The organism is Modicisalibacter sp. 'Wilcox' (assembly GCF_010993675.1).
GTDB lineage: Bacteria > Pseudomonadota > Gammaproteobacteria > Pseudomonadales > Halomonadaceae > Modicisalibacter > Modicisalibacter tunisiensis.
In genome coordinates, this window is the sequence record NZ_WNXF01000006.1 from 43,006 (window position 1) to 63,659 (window position 20,654).

At 68.1% G+C, this 20,654-nt stretch carries 21 protein-coding genes and 1 riboswitch; of the genes, 10 read left to right on the forward strand and 11 right to left on the reverse strand.

Features of this window, described 5'->3' with window-relative positions; genetic code table 11:
• Positions 1–42: 42 nt before the first annotated feature.
• From G7A98_RS07260 to yacG, 4 genes are all read left to right on the forward strand, one after another.
• Positions 43–1,311 (forward strand): type II secretion system F family protein, encoded by a 1,269-nt coding sequence (locus tag G7A98_RS07260; protein ID WP_163648967.1) that lies wholly within the window; start codon positions 43–45, stop codon positions 1,309–1,311.
• A 234-nt stretch (positions 1,312–1,545) separates the two neighbouring features.
• Complete coding sequence (locus G7A98_RS07265) at positions 1,546–2,412, forward strand: A24 family peptidase (RefSeq protein ID WP_240464698.1); 867 nt, start codon at positions 1,546–1,548, stop codon at positions 2,410–2,412.
• 44 nt (positions 2,413–2,456) lie between these two features.
• Positions 2,457–3,095, forward strand: coding sequence for a dephospho-CoA kinase (coaE, locus tag G7A98_RS07270; protein ID WP_163648968.1), 639 nt, complete (start codon positions 2,457–2,459; stop codon positions 3,093–3,095).
• Complete coding sequence (gene yacG, locus G7A98_RS07275; protein ID WP_163648969.1) at positions 3,092–3,334, forward strand: DNA gyrase inhibitor YacG; 243 nt, start codon at positions 3,092–3,094, stop codon at positions 3,332–3,334. Before coaE ends, yacG begins: the two co-directional genes overlap by 4 nt.
• Positions 3,335–3,382: 48 nt before the next feature.
• Here yacG and prpD read toward each other — a convergent pair whose 3' ends face one another.
• From prpD to G7A98_RS07295, 4 genes are all read right to left on the reverse strand, one after another.
• Positions 3,383–4,867, reverse strand: coding sequence for a 2-methylcitrate dehydratase (prpD, locus tag G7A98_RS07280; RefSeq protein WP_163648970.1), 1,485 nt, complete (start codon positions 4,865–4,867; stop codon positions 3,383–3,385).
• 201 nt (positions 4,868–5,068) lie between these two features.
• Positions 5,069–6,196 (reverse strand): 2-methylcitrate synthase, encoded by a 1,128-nt coding sequence (gene prpC / locus G7A98_RS07285; protein WP_163648971.1) that lies wholly within the window; start codon positions 6,194–6,196, stop codon positions 5,069–5,071.
• Positions 6,197–6,287: 91 nt separating this feature from the next.
• Positions 6,288–7,169 (reverse strand): methylisocitrate lyase, encoded by an 882-nt coding sequence (gene prpB, locus G7A98_RS07290; RefSeq protein WP_163648972.1) that lies wholly within the window; start codon positions 7,167–7,169, stop codon positions 6,288–6,290.
• Positions 7,166–7,891 (reverse strand): GntR family transcriptional regulator, encoded by a 726-nt coding sequence (locus G7A98_RS07295; protein WP_163648973.1) that lies wholly within the window; start codon positions 7,889–7,891, stop codon positions 7,166–7,168. Before G7A98_RS07295 ends, prpB begins: the two co-directional genes overlap by 4 nt.
• A gap of 219 nt (positions 7,892–8,110) precedes the next feature.
• On the opposite strand from G7A98_RS07295, the gene pabB reads away from it, so the two are divergent.
• The 4 genes from pabB (at position 8,111) to G7A98_RS07315 (ending at position 12,150) form a co-directional block, all read left to right on the forward strand.
• Positions 8,111–9,457, forward strand: coding sequence for an aminodeoxychorismate synthase component I (gene pabB / locus G7A98_RS07300; RefSeq protein WP_163648974.1), 1,347 nt, complete (start codon positions 8,111–8,113; stop codon positions 9,455–9,457).
• A 22-nt stretch (positions 9,458–9,479) separates the two neighbouring features.
• Positions 9,480–10,556, forward strand: coding sequence for an iron ABC transporter permease (locus G7A98_RS07305; protein WP_163648975.1), 1,077 nt, complete (start codon positions 9,480–9,482; stop codon positions 10,554–10,556).
• Complete coding sequence (locus G7A98_RS07310) at positions 10,553–11,353, forward strand: ABC transporter ATP-binding protein (protein ID WP_163648976.1); 801 nt, start codon at positions 10,553–10,555, stop codon at positions 11,351–11,353. Before G7A98_RS07305 ends, G7A98_RS07310 begins: the two co-directional genes overlap by 4 nt.
• 176 nt (positions 11,354–11,529) lie before the next feature.
• Positions 11,530–12,150: a phosphoadenosine phosphosulfate reductase family protein gene (locus G7A98_RS07315; RefSeq protein WP_163648978.1), complete on the forward strand. Its 621-nt coding sequence runs from the start codon at positions 11,530–11,532 to the stop codon at positions 12,148–12,150.
• A gap of 77 nt (positions 12,151–12,227) precedes the next feature.
• On the opposite strand, the gene cysB is transcribed toward G7A98_RS07315, so the two are convergent.
• On the reverse strand, positions 12,228–13,199 hold the full coding sequence (cysB, locus tag G7A98_RS07320; protein WP_163648980.1) for an HTH-type transcriptional regulator CysB: 972 nt from the start codon (positions 13,197–13,199) through the stop codon (positions 12,228–12,230).
• A gap of 260 nt (positions 13,200–13,459) precedes the next feature.
• Here cysB and trxA point away from each other — a divergent pair, with 260 nt between their 5' ends.
• Positions 13,460–13,783 carry a thioredoxin gene (gene trxA, locus G7A98_RS07325; protein ID WP_163648981.1) on the forward strand — a complete coding sequence of 108 codons (324 nt, stop codon included), beginning with the start codon at positions 13,460–13,462 and terminating at the stop codon, positions 13,781–13,783.
• A gap of 75 nt (positions 13,784–13,858) precedes the next feature.
• Here trxA and G7A98_RS07330 read toward each other — a convergent pair whose 3' ends face one another.
• The 4 genes from G7A98_RS07330 to G7A98_RS07345 form a co-directional block, all read right to left on the reverse strand.
• Positions 13,859–14,908 (reverse strand): AI-2E family transporter, encoded by a 1,050-nt coding sequence (locus tag G7A98_RS07330; RefSeq protein WP_224421284.1) that lies wholly within the window; start codon positions 14,906–14,908, stop codon positions 13,859–13,861.
• Between the two features lie 136 nt (positions 14,909–15,044).
• Positions 15,045–16,856 (reverse strand): acyl-CoA dehydrogenase C-terminal domain-containing protein, encoded by a 1,812-nt coding sequence (locus G7A98_RS07335; protein ID WP_163648983.1) that lies wholly within the window; start codon positions 16,854–16,856, stop codon positions 15,045–15,047.
• 143 nt (positions 16,857–16,999) lie between these two features.
• Positions 17,000–17,761 (reverse strand): SDR family NAD(P)-dependent oxidoreductase, encoded by a 762-nt coding sequence (locus tag G7A98_RS07340; protein ID WP_163648984.1) that lies wholly within the window; start codon positions 17,759–17,761, stop codon positions 17,000–17,002.
• A gap of 68 nt (positions 17,762–17,829) precedes the next feature.
• A complete protein-coding gene (locus G7A98_RS07345) occupies positions 17,830–18,417 on the reverse strand; it encodes a TetR/AcrR family transcriptional regulator (protein ID WP_163648985.1) in 588 nt (195 codons plus the stop codon).
• A 107-nt stretch (positions 18,418–18,524) separates the two neighbouring features.
• Between G7A98_RS07345 and G7A98_RS07350 the strand changes: the two genes are divergently transcribed.
• Positions 18,525–19,712, forward strand: a complete 1,188-nt coding sequence (locus G7A98_RS07350) for an acetyl-CoA C-acyltransferase (protein WP_163648986.1) — start codon at positions 18,525–18,527, stop codon at positions 19,710–19,712.
• An 8-nt stretch (positions 19,713–19,720) separates the two neighbouring features.
• Here G7A98_RS07350 and G7A98_RS07355 read toward each other — a convergent pair whose 3' ends face one another.
• Both G7A98_RS07355 and crcB read right to left on the reverse strand, forming a co-directional pair.
• Positions 19,721–20,047 (reverse strand): DUF190 domain-containing protein, encoded by a 327-nt coding sequence (locus tag G7A98_RS07355; RefSeq protein WP_163648987.1) that lies wholly within the window; start codon positions 20,045–20,047, stop codon positions 19,721–19,723.
• Positions 20,044–20,439 (reverse strand): fluoride efflux transporter CrcB, encoded by a 396-nt coding sequence (gene crcB, locus G7A98_RS07360; protein WP_163648988.1) that lies wholly within the window; start codon positions 20,437–20,439, stop codon positions 20,044–20,046. The genes G7A98_RS07355 and crcB overlap by 4 nt, the downstream gene beginning before the upstream one ends.
• Positions 20,440–20,527: 88 nt before the next feature.
• Positions 20,528–20,617, reverse strand: a riboswitch (Fluoride riboswitch).
• Positions 20,618–20,654 lie beyond the last annotated feature (37 nt).

Here is a 20,654-nt window from a genome sequence, read left to right on the forward strand (position 1 = left end):
GTACGCAACGCAAGTCGCCCCCCGGGACGCAGGGAACCAGCCATGGCCACGACAACGACGTACGGCTCTCGCCGTGACAAATCGCGCAAGGGACGCAAGCCGCACGAGCGCACCCCCCTCTACCGGTGGCGCTGGACCGGCAAGAACAACAAGGGCAAGAAGGTCGACGGCGAACTGGTCGCCGGCCATCGCGGCGAGGTCGAACGCGAACTGGCCCGACAGGGCATCATCGTCAAGACCATCCGCCGCAAGAGCAGCCTGTTCGGCGGCGTGGGGCGCATCAAGCCGCGGGACGTGATGCTCTTCTCGCGCCAGATGGCGACCATGATCCGCGCCGGCGTGCCGGTGCTGCAGGCGTTCAGCGTGGTCATCGAAAGCCTCAAGAACCCGGCGATGCGCAACCTGGTGCAGAAGCTGGCCGACGACGTGGCGGCCGGCTCGAGCTTCTCGGACGCGCTGCGCCAGTACCCGCGCCATTTCGACCGCCTGTTCACCAACATGGTGGAGGCCGGCGAGCAGTCCGGGTCGCTGGACCGCATGCTCGACCGGGTCGCCACCTACCAGGAGAAGGTCGAGTCCCTCAAGGCCCGGGTGCGCAAGGCGCTCTACTATCCCACGGCGGTCATCGCCGTGGGCATCGGCGTCACCGCGTTGCTGCTGATCAAGGTGGTGCCCCAGTTCGAGAGCCTGTTCCGCGGCTTCGGCGCCGAGCTGCCGGCGATGACCCGCATGACCATTTCGCTGTCCGAGCTGGCCCAGACGTACTGGCTGCCCGGGCTGGGCGCCCTGCTGGGGGCGGGCGTCATCGCGCGGCTGGCCGCCCGGCGCTCGCCGGCCTTCGCCTACCGGCTGCACGCGCTGGCGCTGCGCCTGCCGGTGGTCGGCGACATCCTCGACAAGTCCGCCGTGGCGCGTTTCTCGCGCACCCTGGCGACCACCTTCGCCGCCGGCGTGCCGCTGGTGGAGTCGCTGGAGACCGCCGCCGGCGCCACCGGCAACCAGGTCTACGAGCGCGCCGTGCTGCGCATCCGCGACGACGTCTCCAACGGCCAGCAGCTGCACTTCGCCATGCGCAACACCCGCCGCTTCCCGACCATGGCGGTGCAGATGGTCAGCATCGGCGAGGAAGCCGGCTCGGTGGACACCATGCTCAACAAGGTGGCCGACTTCTACGAGGAAGAGGTCGACAACAAGGTCGACGCCCTGACCTCGCTGCTCGAACCCTTCATCATCGTGGTGCTGGGGGTGCTGGTCGGCGGACTGGTGGTGTCGATGTATCTGCCGATCTTCGAGCTGGGCAACGCCATATGAGTGGGAATCGCTGCGCTCGGCCATGCTTTGTTAAAAGCCAGCTCGAGCGCGAGTCCGATTAGAATGCCATCATGTAGCGCTGCCAGACTCGCGTGCGAGCCCGGTCGGCTGCCTCGATGAAGGTCGCCCTGTCTCGTCGTCGCTCGTGACGCACCTCGACTGCTGCCATGCCAGAAAAGCGCGGCTGTGGTACCGTCTGGCGCCGATACTCGCCGACCATTACAGGAGTCTCCCTTGCCCGCCGATTTTCCGCCTCTGCTGTTGTGGCCGCTGGTCGCGGTGCTGGGCCTGTGCCTGGGGTCGTTCGTCAACGTGGTGATCGCCCGGCTGCCGCCGATGCTGATGCGCCAGTGGCACGAGGAGGCCTGCGCGGCCCTGGATCGCGACCCCGACCCGGAGGTGGCGAAACTGCCGCCCCTCAACCTGTGGCGCCCGGGCTCGCACTGCCCGCGCTGCGGAACCGCCATCGCCTGGCACGACAACATTCCGCTGCTGGGCTATCTCAAGCGGCGCGGGCGCTGCGCCCACTGCCGGCTGCCGATCAGCCTGCGTTACCCGCTGGTGGAGCTGGCCGGGGGGGCGCTGGCCGTGGCCGTGGCGGCGATTCACGGGGTCGACCCGGCCGGGCTGGCCCTGCTGGGCGCCTGCCTGACCCTGCTCGCGCTGGCGGTGATCGACCTGCGCACCCAGCTGCTGCCGGACGTGCTGACCCTGCCGCTGCTGTGGGCGGGGCTGCTCTACCAGCTGCTGTTCCAGCCGCTGATGCTCGGCGATGCGGTGCTCGGCGCCATGTTCGGCTACGGCGTTCTCTGGCTCTTCTACTGGGGCTTCAAGCTGCTTACCGGCAAGGAAGGCATGGGCTACGGCGACTTCAAGCTGCTCGCCGCGCTGGGTGCCTGGCTGGGTTGGCAGGCCCTGCCGCTGCTGCTGATCCTGTCCGCCGGAGCGGGGGCGGTGGTCGGCATCCTCGCCCAGCTCGCCGTGCCGCGGCTGCGCGGCCAGCCGATGCCGTTCGGCCCCTTCCTGGCGCTGGCCGGCTGGATCGCCCTGCTCTTCGGTGCCCCGCTGCTGGCCGCCTATCAGGCGTTGCTGCTGACGTGATATCCCTTTCCGCCTTCAAAGGGTGTTTACAGGAGGTCCACGACATGACTCCGCCACTGACCATCGGCGTGACCGGCGGCATCGGCGCCGGCAAGAGCGCCGTGGCCAACGCCTTCGCCGCCCTCGGCATTCCCTGGGTGGACGCCGACCACGTGGCCCGCGAGATCGTCGAGCCCGGCGAGCCGGCGCTGGCCGAGATCGCCGAGCACTTCGGCCCCGAGGTACTCGACGCCGAGGGGCGCCTCGACCGTCGGGCCCTGCGCGCCATCGTGTTCGACGCGCCCGACGAGCGTGCCTGGCTGGAGTCCGTGACCCATCCGCGGATCCGCGAACGCCTGCTGACGCATCTGGAACGCCTGCGGGCCGGCGGCGCGCCCTACCACCTGCTGGTCTCGCCGCTGCTGTTCGAGTCCGGCCAGGCGCGCCTCGCCGACCGCTGCCTGGTGGTGGACGTGCCGGAAACCGTGCAGGTCGCCCGCACCACCGCCCGCGACGACGTGGACGAGGCCCAGGCCCGCGCCGTCATCGCCGCGCAGATGCCACGCGCCGAGCGTCTGGCCAGGGCCGACGATGTCATCGACAATCAGGGGGATCACGAGGCGCTCGCGCGCCGGGTGGCGGAACTCGACGCCCGCTACCGGGCGCTGGCCGCCTCTGTCTCCACCGACCAAGGATCACCATGAGCGACGACACCCGCAACCCGACCCGGCAACGCCCCTTGGAAGTGGCCTGCCCGCAGTGCCGGACCCGTGTGGTCTGGTCCACGGACAACCCCTACCGGCCGTTCTGCTCCAAGCGCTGCCGGCTGCTCGACCTCGGCGCCTGGGCCGACGAATCCCACCGCATCGCCGGCGAACCGGCGATGGACGAGGCCGACCTCGATGCCGTGATCGACCGGCTGGAGCGCGGCGGACAGCAATGAAGAAGGGGATGCACCAGGCATCCCCTCGTCGGCGCCGCTCGCCCCTTGTCAGATCACGAACAGGTCCATGAACTCATGCACCGGCGTGGCCTCCAGCTGCGCCTGGTCCTTGCACAGGCCGAAGATCCGCTCGCAGCGCCCGGCCGGGAAGCGCGTGGCCAGGTTGGCCTGGAACTTGGCCTCGAGCAGCGGGATGCCCTCCGCGCGGCGGCGTCGATGGCCCACCGGATACTCCACTTCCACCTTGTCGGTCTTGCTGCCGTCGCTGAAGAACACCTGCACCGCGTTGGCGATGGAGCGCTTGTCGGCCTCCAGATACTCGCGGGTATAGCGAGGGTCTTCCTCGATCACCATCTTGCCGCGCAGCTCGTCGATGATCGGGTGCGCCTCGTGGAAGGCGTCCTCGTAGTGCTCGGCGGTCAGCGACCCGAACGCCAGCGGCACCGCGGTCATGTACTGCAGGCAGTGGTCGCGGTCGGCGGGGTTCGCAAGGTGCCCTTCCTTGGAGATGATGCGAATCGCCGACTCGTGGGTGGTGATGACGATCCGCTCGATCTCGTCGAGGCGATCCCTCACCTCGGGGTGCAGCCGCACCGCCGCCTCGCAGGCGGTCTGGGAGTGGAACTCGGCGGGGAAGGAGATCTTGAACAGGATGTTCTCCATCACGTAGGTGGCGTAGTCCTGGGGCACGTTGAAGCGGCGCTGGTCTTCCGGCTTGAGCGCCTGGTCCTTGTTGGTCTTGGAGAACAGCACGTCGTAGAACCCCCACTGCGGCGCGGACAGCACCCCGGGAATGCCCATCTCGCCACGCAGGGCGATATCCGCCAGACGCACCGCCCGCGAGGTGGCATCCCCCGCCGCCCAGGACTTGCGCGAACCGGCGTTGGGCGCATGGCGGTAGGTGCGCAGGCTCTGGCCGTCGACGAAGGCATGCGACAGCGCCGAGAGCAGCTGTTCGCGATCGGCGCCCATCAGCTTGGCGACCACCGCGGTGGAGGCCACCTTGACCAGCACCACGTGATCCAGACCCACGCGGTTGAAGGAGTTCTCCAGCGCCAGCACGCCCTGGATCTCGTGGGCCATGATCATCGCCTCAAGCACCTCGCGCATGGTCAGCGGCGCCTTGCCGCGGGCGACACGCTGCTGCGAGAGGTGATCGGCGACGGCGAGGATGCCGCCCAGATTGTCGGAGGGGTGGCCCCACTCGGCGGCCAGCCAGGTGTCGTTGTAGTCCAGCCAGCGGATGATCGCGCCGATGTCCCAGGCGGCCTTGGCCGGATCGAGGCGGAACGAGGTACCCGGCACGCGGGCGCCGTGCGGCACCACCGTGCCCTCGACGAGCGGGCCCAGGTGCTTGGTGCACTCGGGAAAGCGCAGGGCCAGCAGGCCGCAGCCCAGGGTATCCATCAGGCAGTTGCGGGCGGTATCCAGAGCCTCGGTGCTGTCGATCCGGTAGCCGAGCACGTAATCGGCAATCTGCTGGAGTTCGGCGTCGTAGTCCGGACGCTGGTTCTGTTCAACGTTGGCGCTCATCGTGGTTCCTTGATGTAGAGGGGGCGAAGCCGCATTGGAATTCGTTTCCAAACTCTCGGAATGACGGGCGCCGGGGGCCAAGGCAAAGCGAGGGTCCTTTGCCATGGATGGCAAAGGTAGCGCCCAGGGAGGGGTTTACAGCGCCCTCGCGAAGCCTTGCCGCCGGGAAAGCCCATCTCCTCTGCCGGTTGAGGGGGGCGCTTATTGACGCTGCTCGATCGGCAACCATTCCTGCTTGTCCGGCCCGGTGTAGTCGGCGCTGGGACGGATGATGCGGTTGTTCTCGCGCTGCTCGAAGACGTGCGCGCACCAGCCGGTCAGCCGCGAACAGACGAAGATCGGCGTGAACAGCTTGGTGGGGATGCCCATGAAGTGATAGGCGCTGGCGTGGAAGAAGTCGGCGTTGCAGAACAGCTTCTTCTCGCGCCACATGACCGCCTCGACTCGCTCGGAGACGGGATACAGCCGGGTGTCGCCGACGTCCTCGGCCAGCCGCTTCGACCAGTGCTTGATGATGGCGTTGCGCGGGTCGGACTCGCGGTAGATGGCGTGCCCGAAGCCCATGATCTTCTCCTTGCGCTCGAGCATGCCGAGAATCTCGCGCTCGGCCTCGTCGGGGCTCTGCCAGTCCTCGATCATCGCCATGGCCGCCTCGTTGGCGCCGCCGTGCAGCGGCCCGCGCAGCGAGCCGATGGCCCCGGTCACGCAGCTGTGGATGTCCGACAGCGTCGAGGCGCAGACCCGCGCGGTGAAGGTCGAGGCGTTGAACTCGTGCTCGGCGTAGAGGATCAGCGAGACGTTCATCACCCGGGCGTGCAGCTCGGAGGCCGGCTTGCCGTGCAGCAGGTGCAGGAAGTGCCCGCCCACCGACTCGTCGTCGGTTTCGGTGTCGATGCGCACCCCGTCGTGGGAGTAGCGGTACCAGTAGTTGATGATCGACGGGAAGGCCGCCAGCATGCGGTCGCTCCGGTCCTGCTGCTCGTCGAAGCTCTCCTCGGTCTCGAGGTTGCCGAGCATCGAGCAGCCGGTGCGCATCACGTCCATCGGATGGGCGTCGGCGGGAATCTGCTCGAGCACCGTCTTGAGCGCATCGGGCAGGCCGCGCAGCCCCTTGAGCCGGGTAACGTAGGCGTCGAGCTCGGCCTGATTGGGCAGCTTGCCCTTGAGCAGCAGGTAGGCGACCTCCTCGAAGCGGGCATGCTCGGCCAGGTCGTGAATATCGTAGCCGCGATAGGTCAGCCCCGAGCCGCTCTTGCCCACGGTGCAAAGCGCCGTGCTGCCGGCGCTCTGGCCGCGCAGGCCGGCGGTGTTGGACGCAGTCTCTGCCATGACGTGTCTCCTTGCCTTGTTATGCTGTCAGCCTCTTTACACAATCCCTGCCCGGGCGCCGGATATGTCCGGCAACCGCCCGGGGCAGCGCTTAGCGATCCTTGTCGAACAGCTCATCGAGCTTGCGCTCGAAGGCGTGGTAATCGAGGAAGTCGTAGAGTTCATCGCGGGTCTGCATCAGCTCGACCACGTCGTGCTGGTGGCCCTGCTCGTGGATGCTGCGATAGACCTTGAGCGCCGCGGCGTTCATGGCGCGGAACGCCGAGAGCGGGTACAGCACCATCCGGCAGCCCACCTCGCCCAGCTCCTGCTGGGTGAACAGCGGCGTGGCGCCGAATTCGGTGATGTTGGCGAGAATCGGGGCGTCGACCCCTTCACAGAAGGCGCGGTAATCCTCGAGGGAATGCACGGCCTCGGCGAAGATCGCGTCGGCGCCGGCCTCGATGCAGGCATTGGCGCGGTCGACGGCCGCCTCGAGCCCTTCCTTCTGGAAGGCATCGGTACGGGCGATCAGGTAGAACTCCGGATCCAGGCGCGCATCGGCGGCGGCCTTGATGCGGTCGACCATCTCCTGCCTAGAGACGATCGCCTTGTTGGGGCGGTGCCCGCAGCGCTTCTGGGCCACCTGGTCCTCGAGATGGACCGCAGCAACGCCGGCTCGACCCATCTCGCGGATGGTGCGGGCGATGTTGAAGGCCCCGCCCCAGCCGGTGTCGATATCCACCAGCAGCGGCACGTCGGTGGCGGCGGTGATGCGCCGGGCGTCCTCGACCACGTCGTTCATGGTGGTCATGCCCAGGTCGGGCAGGCCGAAGGAGGCGTTGGCCACGCCGCCGCCGGACAGGTAGATCGCCGAATGGCCGACCTTTTCCGCCATCAGCGCGGAATAGGCATTGATGGTGCCGACGATGGGCAACGGGCGCTGCGCGTCGAGGGCGGCGCGAAAGCGCGCCCCGGGGGTGAGTCGGGTCATGGTGTCTTCCTCTGGAGGGGGGGCACGGGCGGTTGTTCGGCTTCCTGCTCGAGCACGGCGGCGTAGCGCTTGGCCACGTTCTCGCGGGAGGCGCTGACATGGCGGCGCATCAGCAGCTCGGCGAGCTCCTCGTCGCCCGCCTCGATGGCGTCGACGATGCGATGGTGCTCGACGAAGGCCCGCCGCGGGCGCGCGCCACTGGCACTGAACTGGGTGCGATACAGCCGCACCAGGTAGTAGAGGTCGTCGCAGAGCAGGGTCATCAGCATGCGGTTGTGGCTGCCCTGGACGATGCGATAGTGGAAGTCGAGATCGCCCTCGCGCTGGTAGTAGGCCTCGCCGCGGGACAGGTCCGACTGGCGCTCGTGAAACGCCAGCACCTCGCGCAGCCCGGCGATCTCCTCGGCGGTCATGTGGCGCGCCGCCAGCCGCGCGGCCATGCTTTCCATGGCCTCGCGCACATCGAACAGCTCGAGCAGCTCGCGCATCGTGAGCTTGACCACGCGCGCGCCGACGTGGGGGACGCGCTCGATGAGCCGATGGGTCTCGAGCCGGCGCATCGCCTCGCGCAGCGGCCCTCGCGAAATGCCGTAGGTCTTGGCCAGGCCCGGCTCGGTGATCTTGGTGCCGGGTGCCAGTTCGCCGCGCACTATGGCATCCTGCAGCTGGTTGAATACGCGCTCGGCGAGGGTGCGAACTTCGGGAACGGGAGTGTCCTGCATGTCATGCTCGCCATTGTCGACAATCTGGATTGTCTTGCACTCTAGTCAGCCCGTCGATAAGCGTCAACACTCCGATGGCTTCAACGCGTTATACCTTTGGTGGGCAGCCCGCCCGATGGAGGACACGCTCATTGTCGACAATAATCGCATTGCGTGTTCAACGACGCCACGACCCACCGCCTGATAGAATACGCCCCTTCCCACGCCAGACCGCCGCGCATGACCGACCGACTCGACATCACCCCGCTGCCCTATCACGGCACCCCCATGGCCCGCTTCGCCGCACTGCGCCACCGGCCCGGCGCGGTGCTGCTGGACAGCGGCAGGCCCGAGGCCCCGAGCGGGCGCTTCGACATCCTGGCCAGCGACCCGCTGACCACGCTGAGCGTGGATGCCGCGGGTCGGGTCACGGCGGATGACGGCAGCCCCCTGCCCGAGAGTCCCTTCGCCGCCCAGCAGGCACTGCTGGAACGCCTGCCGAACGAGGTGCCCGACAGCGAGCTGCCCTTCCTCGGCGGCCTGATCGGCTACTGGAGCTATGATCTGAACCGCCACCTCGCCCCTCTCGAGGGCCGCGCCCGCCCTGTTACCGACCTGCCGTTGAGCCGCGTGGGCCTCTACGACTGGGCGATCATCGAGGACCATCAGCAGCACCGCGCCTGGCTGGTGGCCGGCGCCACGCGCCGCGCCCAGGTTCTCGACTGGCTCACCCGGGCGTCCCCGGACGCGGCGCCGTTCGCTCTCGACGCGCCCTTCGCCGCCGAACTCGACCGCGACGCCTACGGCGAGCGCTTCCGCCGCGTGCAGGCCTACATTCGCGCCGGGGACTGCTACCAGATCAACCTGGCCCAGCGCTTCAGCGCGCCCTTCCGCGGCAGCCTGTGGGACGCCTACCAGCGCCTGCGCCGGGCCACGCCCACGCCCTTCGGCGGCTTCCTGGCCTGGGACGACAAGGCCGTGCTGTCGGTCTCGCCGGAACGCTTCATCGCCGTGCGCGACGGCCGGGTCGAGACGCGGCCCATCAAGGGCACGCGGCCGCGGGGCGCCACGCCCGAGGCGGATCGTCGGGAGGCCGAGGCGCTCACCGGCAGTCTCAAGGATCGCGCCGAGAACGTCATGATCGTCGACCTGCTGCGCAACGACCTGGGCCGGGTCTGCCGGCCGGGCAGCGTGCGGGTCCCGCAGCTGTGCGGGCTGGAGAGCTACGCCAACGTGCACCATCTGGTCAGCGTGGTCCGGGGCGAACTGGCCGCCGGCCGGTCGGCGCTCGACCTGCTGGCCGCCGCCTTCCCCGGCGGTTCGATCACCGGCGCCCCCAAGATTCGCGCCATGCAGATCATCGACGAACTCGAGCCCGGCCAGCGCAGCGTCTACTGCGGCAGTCTCGGCTACGTGGACGTGCGCGGCCACATGGATACCTCGATCGCCATCCGCACGGTGGTGGCCGACGGCGATCGGCTGCACATCTGGGGCGGCGGCGGGCTGGTCGCGGACTCCGACGAGGAAGCCGAGTATCAGGAAACCCTGGCCAAGATCACCCGCCTGATGGAGGCCCTCGACGCATGATCGGCCCGCGGAGCGCCCCGTCATGAGAGCCACTTCGCCGAGCGCCAGTGCCGATACGCACGACAGCGTCGCGCGCTACCACGCGCGGCGGCGTCGCCAGCGGCGCCTGCTGGCCGGCATGGCCGGGCTGACGCTGCTCGCCCTGCTGGTGGAAGTGGCCACCGGGCCCGGCGGCTACCCGCTCGACGACGTGCTGAGCGCGCTGCTGACCCCGGACCGGGCCGTGCCCACGCTGCGCGCCATCGTCTGGGAGGTGCGCCTGCCGGTGGCGCTGATGGCGGTGCTGACCGGGGCCAGCCTGGCCATGGCCGGCGCCGAGATGCAGACGCTGCTCAACAATCCGCTGGCCGATCCCTTCACGCTGGGTATCGCCTCCGCCGCCAGCGTCGGCGCCGCGCTGAGCCTGGTGCTGGGCGTGCAACTGGTGCCGCTGGTGGGCCCCTGGCTGATCGCCGGCAACGCCTTCCTGATGGCCATGGCCGCGGCCCTGACCCTGTGGGCCGTCAACCGCTGGCGCGGCGTCGGCGTCCAGGGGCTGGTGCTGCTGGGCATCGCCATCATGTTCTTCTTCAACGCCCTGCTGGGGCTGCTGCAGTTCGTCGCTTCCGCCGAGGCCTTGCAGCAGCTGACCTTCTGGTCGCTGGGCAGCCTGAGCCGTGCCGACTGGCCCGCGGTGGCGCTGGTCGCCGTGGTGCTTGCGGTCTGCGGCATCGGCTTCGCGCGCGGACGCTGGCAGCTCACCGCCCTCGGCCTGGGCGAGGCCCATGCCCACTCGCTGGGCATCGATACCCAGACGCTGCGCCTGCGCGCCCTGCTGGGCGCCTCGCTGCTGGCCGCGGCCACGGTGGCCTGCGTCGGCACCATCGGCTTCGTCGGCCTGGTCGGCCCGCATATCGCCCGGCTGCTGGTGGGCGAGGACCAGCGGGTGTTCCTGCCCATGGCGACCCTGTGCGGGGCCTTGCTGATGAGTGTCACCGCGACGCTGGCCAAGTCCGTGGTCCCCGGCCTGGTGATACCAATCGGCCTCATCACGGCGCTGATCGGCCTGCCGTTCTTCGTCTCGCTGATCCTGCGCAGCCGCACGGAGCCCTGGGGATGAGCCTGCACGTCGACGCCCTGCACTGTCGGCGCGACGGCCGTCCGGTGCTCGACGGCGCCGGCCCGCTCGAGGCCCGTGGCGGCGAGATCACCGCCCTGATCGGCCCCAACGGCGCCGGCAAGTCCACGCTTCTGCGCAGTATCGCCGGTCAACAGCCGGTCAGTGGCGATATCCGGCTCGACGGCACCTCGTTGCGCCACCAGCCGCTGGCTCGCCTTGCCCGCTACCTCTATTACCTGCCACCGAACACCGCGACCACCAGCCGCCTGCCGGTGTTCGAGACCCTGCTGCTGGCCCTGCGCACCCGAGGTTATCCCGCCGACGCCCCCGCGACCCTCGAGCGCATCCGGGCCATGCTGCATCAGCTCGAACTCGACGCACTGGCCGAGCGCCCGCTGGCCCAGCTGTCTACCGGGCAGCGCCAGCGCGTGGCCGTTGCCCAGGCACTGATCCGCGCACCCCGGCTGCTGCTGCTCGACGAACCCACCAGCGCACTGGATCTGCATCACCAGCTGCGCGTGCTCGACGACCTGCGCCGGCGCGCCAGGCAACAGGGCCAGGTCATCATCATCGCGCTGCACGATCTAAGCCTCGCCGCCCGCTTCGCCGACCGCCTCTGGGTGCTCGACCAGGGGCGGCTGGTAGCCCAGGGTGAACCCGGCGAGGTACTCACCGCCGAGCTACTGCGGCGTGTCTATGCCATCGAGGCCGAGGTGGACACGCGCGGCCCGAACGGCGCGCGCATCACGCCGCTGGCGGCCACCCGGCGAGACGACGTTCGGGGCGATACGCGCTGACGCCAAGACCGGCGCCGTGGTGCGCGGCGGCCTCTTAGCGCCAAATCATCTAAATGGGTGGTTCATACTGAAATTTACGCTATATAAGCATCGAACCAAACATTATTGGGGCGGCCTGTAGCGGCTTTGCTACCGTAGACGCATTTCACGGATTCACGCCCTTCGAGGAGCGCCGCATGACCCTGGATATCGACGCCGTCAACCGAGAACTCGGCCATGACCCCGAGGCCCTGACCCGCTGGGCGCTGGAGCTCGACAAGCGCGCCATCTGCACCACCAACTTCCGACCCTTCGAGGCGGTGATCCTGCATCTGGCGACGCGCTTTCAGCCCGACATCCCGGTGGTATGGATGGACTCCGGCTACAACACCGAGGCCACCTACCGGTTCGCCGACGAACTCGCCCAACGCCTGTCGCTGAACCTGACGATCTATCACCCGCGCCGCTCGCGGGCGCATCGCGAGGCGGTGGACGGCCCCCTGCCGGGAATCGACGACCCGCGCCATGCCGCCTTCACCGAGGAGGTCAAGCTCGAGCCCTTCAACCGCGCCCTGCGCGAGATGGCCCCCGAGGTGTGGCTGACCGCCCTGCGTGCCGAGGACACCGCCCAGCGCGCCCGGATGCAGCCCGTCTCGCTCAACGCCGACGGCCTGATCAAGGTCGCGCCGGTACTGCACTGGACCGCGAAGGACATGTACCAGTACCTGCAGCGCTTCGACCTGCCCAACAACTTCGACTACTTCGACCCCACCAAGGTCGAGGAGAAGCGCGAGTGCGGCCTGCATCTGCAGCACTGACCGATCGCCTGCCCTGAACGACGGAACCCCGCCATGCGCGGGGTTCTCTGCATTCGAGACTCGTCACTCGCCGGGCGTCAGCGTACCGGCAGCTCGAGCCCCTCGAACAGCGCCCGCTCGTGGCGCGGTCCGGCGGCCAGCGCGGCGTCGACCCGGTCGCGGTCGAGATGCGGGGCGAAACGCTGAATGAAGTCGTACATGTAGCCGCGCATGAAGGTGCCGCGACGAATGCCGATCTTGGTGGTCGAGCTCTCGAACAGGTGCCCGGCGTCCAGCGGCACCAGATCGGTGTCGGTCTGCGGGTCCACCGCCATGTGGGCGACGATGCCCACGCCCAGGCCCAGGCGTACGTAGGTCTTGATGACGTCGGCATCGGCGGCGGTGAGCACCACATTGGGGGTGAGCCCCCGGGCGCGGAAGGCCTCGTCGAGCTGCGAGCGGCCGGTGAAGCCGAACACGTAGGTCACCAGCGGGTACTCCGCCAGGCGCTCCAGGGTCAGCTCGCCCAGCTTGGCCAGCGGGTGGTCCTCGGGCACCAGCACGCAGCGATTCCAGCGGTAGCACGGCAGCAGCACCAGGTCGTTGAACAGCTCCAGCGACTCGGTGCAGATCGCGAAATCGGCCTGCCCCGTGCTCACCATCTGGGCGATCTGCTTGGGCGTGCCCTGCTGCATGTGCAGCGCCACGTCGGGGTACTTGCGGGTGAACTCGCTGATCAACGGCGGCAGCGCGTAGCGGGCCTGGGTATGGGTGGTGGCGATCGACAGGCTGCCGCGGCGCTCGTCGCTGTGTTCCTGGGCGACTTCCTTGATATTGTCGACGGTACGCAGCACCTCGCCGGCCAGCTCGATGATCGACTCGCCGGCCGGCGTCACCCGCGTCAGGTGCTTGCCGCTGCGCGCGAAGATCTCCACACCCAGTTCGTCCTCCAGCAGGCGGATCTGCTTGGAAATGCCCGGCTGGGAGGTGAACAGGCTCTGGGCGGTGGCCGAGACGTTGAGGTTGTGCCGGGTGACTTCCCAGATGTAGCGAAGCTGCTGCAGTTTCATGCGCGTGCGACTCCTGACCGCCGCCCGCTATTGCCTTGACATCGACAAGGGAATAATGGGCAGCCTATCAATTACCTAATAGAATATAGGGAGCATCATAGACGCCCGCGCCGACAGCGGCAAGCGATCGCGACCGCGGCGTGCCTGCCGATAGACCGCTCCTATCAAAGGGCTGAACCCAGCGTATTTGCCAGCGGGAGGCTCCAAGGCTACCATCGACCGACTACGCTAGAGTCAGCGCAAGCAATCTGGAGATTCACATGGCTAATAACGTCGATGTCACCACCGCCAACTTCGAGCAGGAGGTGCTGAAGGCCGACAAGCCCGTCCTGCTGAAGTTCTGGGCGCCCTGGTGCGGCCCCTGCAAGATGATGGCGCCGGTGGTCGAGGAAGTCGCCGACGAGAAGGCCGATACCCTCAAGGTCGTCAGCGTCAATGTCGACGATGCGCCGGACATTGCCGCCGAGCATGGCGTGCGCGGCGTACCGACCGTGATGCTGTTCAAGTCCGGCGCCAAGGTCGCCTCGTTGGTCGGCGCCCAATCGAAGTCGCAGCTGGTTCAGTTCATCGATCAGAACGCCTGATCACAACGAGCGCTCGCGTCTCGTAACGCCGCCCCATCCAGCCATGGGGCGGCGTTTTCGTATCCCCGTATCGCGTCAATACTCCCGGCGTCCGCCCAGCATTCTCGCCAGCCAGCGTGTCTCGGGATGACTGTTGAGGGCGATCTTCAGCGTCATGGTCAGCGGCACCGCGAGCAGCATTCCCACCGGCCCCAGGATCCACCCCCATACTACCAGCGACAGAAAGGCCACCAAGGTCGAAAGCCCCAGGGTATGGCCCATCACCCGTGGCTCGATGAGATTGCCGATCACGAAGTTGATGACCAGATAGGCCAGCGCCAGCACACTCGCCTTCGCCAGACCGCCGTCGGGCATCACCAGGGTCAGCATCACGGCCGGCACCGCCGCCAGGGCCGAACCGATGTTGGGAATGTAGTTGAGACTGAACGCCAGCGTTCCCCACAGCAGCGGGAACTGCACCCCCAGCAGCAGGCAGGCGAGATAGATCAGTGCCCCGGTGACCAGGCTGATGACCGTCTTGATCGCCAGGTAGCACTTGAGATTGTGACTGAATTCATTGAAACGGCGCAGACTCGGCACCGGATTGTCGAGCGACTCGGCAACCTTCTCGCGAAAGTCCAGGGTCTCGAAGAGCATGAAGATCACCAGCAGGATGATCAGCACGCTCTGCGACAGCAGGTTGCCGATACCGCCGAGGAACGTCGGCACCATCTGCGTCGCAGTCGTGGGGTCCAGCCACTCCGACATGCGCCGCGGCTGGATGTAGACGCCCATGTTGCTCAACCAGTTGAGCACCGTGAGATAGTGCTTGCGCAGTTGGTCCTCGAGCTGGGGCAACGCTTCCATGAAGGTCGTGAAGCTGCTGGCCAGCAGAGTGCCCAACAGGGTGAAGAAGAGGCAGAGGATCAGCAACGTCAGCAACACCGAGAGACGCCGGCTCACGCCCAGGCGATACAGCCAGTGAACCGGGGCCGTGCAGATCACCGCGATGAACAGCGACAGCAGCAGCGGTACCAACAGATCGGCGCCGAGCTTCATGCCCCCGATGATGACCACCAACGCCGCCAGGGTCAGAATCAGGTTGAGGGGGATGTCGCGCTTTTTTGGGTCAACGTCGTGGTCCATGCTGGCCATCCTGGCAGTTGCGGTGCGCCCATGATGGCGTCATCGCCGTCGGACCACAATCGCCCGACACGACAGCCCCACGCCGGCATCAAACGGCGTGGGGCGATAGCGCAGTGTCACTCGAGGCGACGCTTACTCAGATCGCGAAGCCGCGTGCGAAGTCATCCTCGTCCAGTGCCATCAGCGACTCGCCGCCGGCGCGAATCATCGCCGCATGCGCGCGAGTCCGCGGCAGCAGGCGCTGATAGTAAAAGTCGGCGGTCGCCCGCTTGGCGCGATAGAAGGCCGCGTCCTCGGTGCCCTCCGCCAGCGCCCGCTCGGCGGTCGCCACGGCGCGCGCCCACAGGTAGGCCAGGGTGACATAGCCGGAATAGAGCAGGTAGTCGACACTCGCCGCGCCCACCTCCTCGCGGTCGTTCATCGCCTTCATGCCCACCGCCAGGGTCAGCTCGCCCCATTCGGCATTGAGACGCGCCAGCGGCTCGATGAAGGGCTCGAGTTCCGCGTTCTCGGCGTTCGCCTGGCAGAACTTGTGAATCTCCCGGGTGAAGAGCTTGAGCGTCTCGCCCTGGTTCATCAGCACCTTGCGGCCCAGCAGATCGAGTGCCTGGATGCCGGTGGTGCCTTCATAGAGACGGGTGATGCGGGCATCGCGGACGAACTGCTCCATCCCCCACTCCTGGATGAAGCCATGGCCGCCGAAGACCTGCAGCCCCTCGTTGGTCGCCTCGAAGCCCAGCTCGGTGAGGAAGGCCTTGACGATCGGCGTCAACAGACCGAGCAGCGTCTCGGCGCGGTCGCGCTCCTCGGCATCCGCGGCATGGCCGGCGATGTCGACCAGCTGGCCGGTGTACATCACCAGCAGGCGACCGCCCTCGGCCAGGGCCTTCTGGGTCAGGAGCATGCGCCGGACATCGGGGTGCACGATGATCGGGTCCGCCGGTTTGTCGGCGGCCCTGGTTCCGGACAACGCACGCATCTGCAGACGTTCACGCGCGTAGGCCAGCGAGTTCTGGTAGCTCGCCTCCATCAGCCCCAGCCCCTGGATGCCCACGCCGATGCGCGCCTCGTTCATCATGGTGAACATGCACGCCAGGCCCTTGTGCGGCGGCCCCACCAGATAGCCCCTCGCATCATCGAAGTTCATCACGCAGGTGGCGTTGCCGTGAATCCCCATCTTGTGCTCGAGCGAGCCGCAGCTCACACCATTGCGCTCGCCCGGGTTGCCGTCGGCGTCGGGCAAATACTTGGGCACCACGAACAGTGAGATGCCGCGGGAGCCCTCGGGGGCATCGGGCAGCTTGGCCAGTACCAGATGCACGATATTCTCGGCCAGGTCGTGCTCGCCGGCGGAGATGAAGATCTTGGTGCCGGTAATCCGGTAACCATCGTCGCCCTCGGGAACGGCGCGGCTCTTGATCAGCCCCAGATCGGTCCCGCAGTGCGGTTCGGTCAGGCACATGGTCCCCGTCCACACGCCTTCGACCAGCTTGCTCAGGTAAGTGGCCTTCTGCGCCTCGGTGCCGTGATGGCGCAGCGCATCCGCCGCACCGTGGGACAGCCCCGGATACATGCCCCAGGCCAGGTTGCTCGAGCAGATCATCTCCGACAGGGCGAGACCCAGCGATGCCGGCAGCCCCTGGCCGCCGTGCTCGACCGCCGCGGACAGCCCCGGCCAGCCCCCCTCGACGTACCGGGCGTAGGCGTCCTTGAAGCCCCGCGGCGTCTTCACCTCGCCGCCTTCCAGCCGACAGCCTTCCTGATCCCCGCTCTGGTTCAGCGGCAACAGTACCTCGCGGGCAAAGCGCCCACCCTCCTCGAGAATCGCCGCGACGATATCGGGCGTCGCCTCCTCGCCGCCGGGCAGACGCGCATAGTGGCCGGGGTAATCGAGCACCTCGTTCATGACGAAGCGCAGGTCGCGCAGCGGGGCCTGATAATCGGGCATCCTGGGCTCTCCTCGAATGACTGGGTAACGACCGTACAGCGGCCGCACTAAAACAGTCGTTTGAAACTAGAGCTGCACCTGCACAAAGTCAAGCGTTCGTTTCAATTTCGGGAAGCATCGTTTCCGCAAGCAACATGACGGAATCAGCTCATGCGGATGCCGCCGTCGAGCCGAATCGTCTCGCCGTTGAGCATGACGTTGGTGATGCCCTGCTCCACCAGCGCCGCATACTCCGCGGCGCGCCCCAGCCGTTTGGGAAACGGCACCGCCGCCGACAGCGAGGCCACCGCGTCATCGGGGATGCCCTGCATCATCGGCGTCTCGAACACGCCCGGGGCGATGCTCAGCACGCGCACGCCGTAGCGCGACAGCTCGCGTGCCAGCGGCAGGGTCATCCCCGCCACGCCGGCCTTGGAGGCACTGTAGGCCGCCTGCCCCACCTGACCGTCGAAGGCGGCGATCGACGCCGTGGTGATCACCACACCACGCTCGCCGTCCTCGCCCTCGGGCGCGTTGCGGGCCATGGCCGCCGCCGCCAGCCGCACGACGTTGAAGGTGCCGGTCAGGTTGATCGCCACCGTGCGCGCGAAGTCATCCAGCGAGCCCGGATTGCCGTCCCGGTCGAGCAGCTTGGCGACGCTGACCACCCCCGCACAGTGCACGAGCCCGTGCAGCCCGCCCCGGGCCACGGCCCGGTCCACCGCCGCCTGCATGGCCGCCGCATCGAGGATGTCACCGCACACCGCCTCGGCACGCGCGCCGAGCGAGGCCGCCCGATCGTTCACCGCCTCGCTGCGGTCGCTCATCACCACCCGGGCGCCACCCGCCACCAGCCGTTCGGCGGTGGCCGCGCCCAGCCCGGACGCCGCACCGGTCACCAGGAACTGCCGGTCACGTATCTGCATCGCCGCTCTCCCCTGTGGCCCTGAACCTGTCGCCCTGAGAATGAAGCTAGCCCGGGATGGCCCGCCCGTCACTCGCGCGTGATCATGGCCACCAGCGCCCGCGCCAGATCTTCCGAGGTGCGCCCGCCCTCGCCGACCGTGTCCAAGGGGTTGTACCAGCGTACCGTCCAGTTGAGTGCCCCCAGCACGAAACGGCGCACCAGAAAGGCATCCCCCGTGACGATCCCGGCGGCGATCGCCTCGTCGATCACCTGCTCCCAGAGCCGTTCGTAGGCATCACGCAGCGGCACCAGCCGCTCCCGCGAGGCCGCATCGAGACGCCGCCACTCGTAGAGGGCGGCCACATGCGCGTTGCGATCGCTGAGCAGGGTTTCCAGGTGGGCGCGGGCCATGGCATGCAGGCGTGCCCGCGGCCGGGGGTCGGCCTCCGCCAGTTCCCGCCGGGCGATGGCCAGAGCCCGTTGCGTGCCCTCCTCGATCACCGCACAGAGGATCTCCTGCTTGTCACGGAAGTGATGGAACAGGCTGCCGGACTTGATGCCCATCGCCTGGGCCAGCATGCGCACCGTGGTGCGATCGAAGCCCGTCTCGACGAAAAGACGAGCCGCGATGCCGACCAGCTCCTTGCGGCGCGGCGAGGCGTTTTCTAGAGTCATTCCTGAACGAGCGCTTGCTTGGTTTCGTCCGAGCAAACCACAGGGGCCGAAGCGGGTCAACGCGCGGCACCCTGCCCCAACCCGCCGCCCAGCCTCGGAGACCGCCCATGAACGCCGCAGACGAGATCGTCATCCTCTCGGGAGCCAGAACCCCCATGGGCAGCCTGCTGGGGAGCCTGTCAAGCATCAGTGCCCCGGAACTGGGCGCCGTCGCCGTGCGCGGTGCCATCGAGCGCGCCGGGGTCGAGCCCGGCGAGATCGACGAGGGCCTGATGGGCTGCGTGCTGCCTGCCGGGCTCGGCCAGGGGCCGGCGCGTCAGGCCCTGCGCCGCGCGGGCGTGCCCGACGCCTGCGGGGCGACCACCGTCAACAAGCTGTGCGGCTCGGGCATGAAGGCGGCCATGCTGGCCCACGACCTCCTGCGCGCCGGCAGCGGCTCGCTGGTGGTCGCCGGGGGCATGGAGTCGATGTCCAACGCCCCGCACCTGCTGCCCGGCGCCCGCGCCGGCTACCGGCTGGGCCACGGTGCGCTCAAGGATCACCTGTTCCTCGACGGCCTGGAGGATGCCGAGAGCGGCCGGCTGATGGGCGCCTTCGCCCAGCAGGTGGCCGATGACCGCGGCTACTCCCGCGAGCGCATGGACGACTTCGCCATCGCTTCCCTGGAGCGCGCCATGGCCGCCGACCGGCATGGCGAACTCGCCGACGAGATCGTGCCGGTGAGCGTGACCTCCCGGCAGGGAACGAGCCGGGTCGAGCAGGACGAGCAGCCCTTCAGTGCCAAGCTGGAGCGCATTCGTTCCTTGCGACCGGCCTTCGGCGAACACGGGACCATCACCGCCGCCAATGCCAGCTCCATCTCGGACGGTGCCTCGGCACTGCTGCTCGCCCGTCGCGATGCCGCCGAGGCGCGCGGCCTGACACCCCAGGCGCGGATACTCGGCCACGCCACGCATTCCCGCCACCCGAGCGAGTTTACCCTGGCGCCCGTCGGCGCCGTCGGCAAGCTGCTCGAGCGACTCGACTGGCACGTCGACGACGTCGACCTCTTCGAAATCAACGAGGCCTTCGCGGTGGTGACGCTGATCGCCATGGACGAACTGAACCTGCCCCACGAGCGAGTCAATGTGTTCGGCGGTGCCTGCGCCCAGGGCCATCCGATCGGCTCGAGCGGCTCGCGGATCCTCGTCACGCTGCTCAACGCCCTGCGCCGGCGCGGCGGCCGGCGGGGCATCGCCAGCCTGTGCATCGGCGGCGGCGAGGCCACCGCCGTGGCCATCGAACGGCTCGACTGAGCCGCCGCTCAGTGGCCCGGATGCGCGAACTCGACCGGCCGGCGCAGACAGAACACCGGGATGCCGGCCGCCGCCACCGCCTCGACCAGCCGGTCGGCCATGCCGGGCTCGAGCACGAACATCACCTCCTCCGGGCGATCGGCCAGCTCGAAGAAGTGTGCCGAATGGCGATGCCCGTCCTCGCCCGCGCTCATCTCGCCGGCGCGCCGCGTCAGCCGAGTGATACCCAGCCCGTGCGCCTCGTCGATCACCGCCTCCAGCGCCGAACGGCCGTGATGACGACGCGACTCCGGCGCCATGAAGATCACCTCGAATCCCTGCTGCCAGGCTGTCATCGTATTGCCCCCGCCAGGTTGCGCATCAGTTGAAAGGTCGCCATGCCCACGGCAGTCATGGCCAGCGAACCGCCGACATGCAGCACGATGCCGGTCAGCGCCAGGCTCCAGCGCCCGCCCTGCAGGGCGGAAAGCATCTCCGCGGAAAAGGTCGAGAAGGTGGTCAGCGCGCCGAGAAAGCCGGTGACCACGAAGAGCCGCCATTCCGGCGCCAGCGGCAGCTGGCCGAACAACGCGATGGCCACGCCGATCAGCCAGGCACCGAGCCAGTTGGCCACCAGGGTGCCGGGCGGCAGCGAGGGAAACAGTGCATTGAGCCACAGGCCGAGCAGCCAGCGCAGGTTGGCCCCCAGCGCCGCGCCACTGCCGATGGCGATGATCGATAACCACATGAGGAAGGACCCTGTCCTGTTGCCGAACATAATCAAGAACGCGAGACGCACAGGATCAGAACGCACGACGCCTGCTGCGCCACCCGGGCGCCTCGCAGGCATCATTAACCGTGAGTACGGTGGTTTGGCGGGCCGGAAACACCGTGCCGCCGGGAGGCATGCCATCTCCCGGGCGATAGGTTTAGCATGCCCTCCCGCGAGGGTTCAAGGCCTGC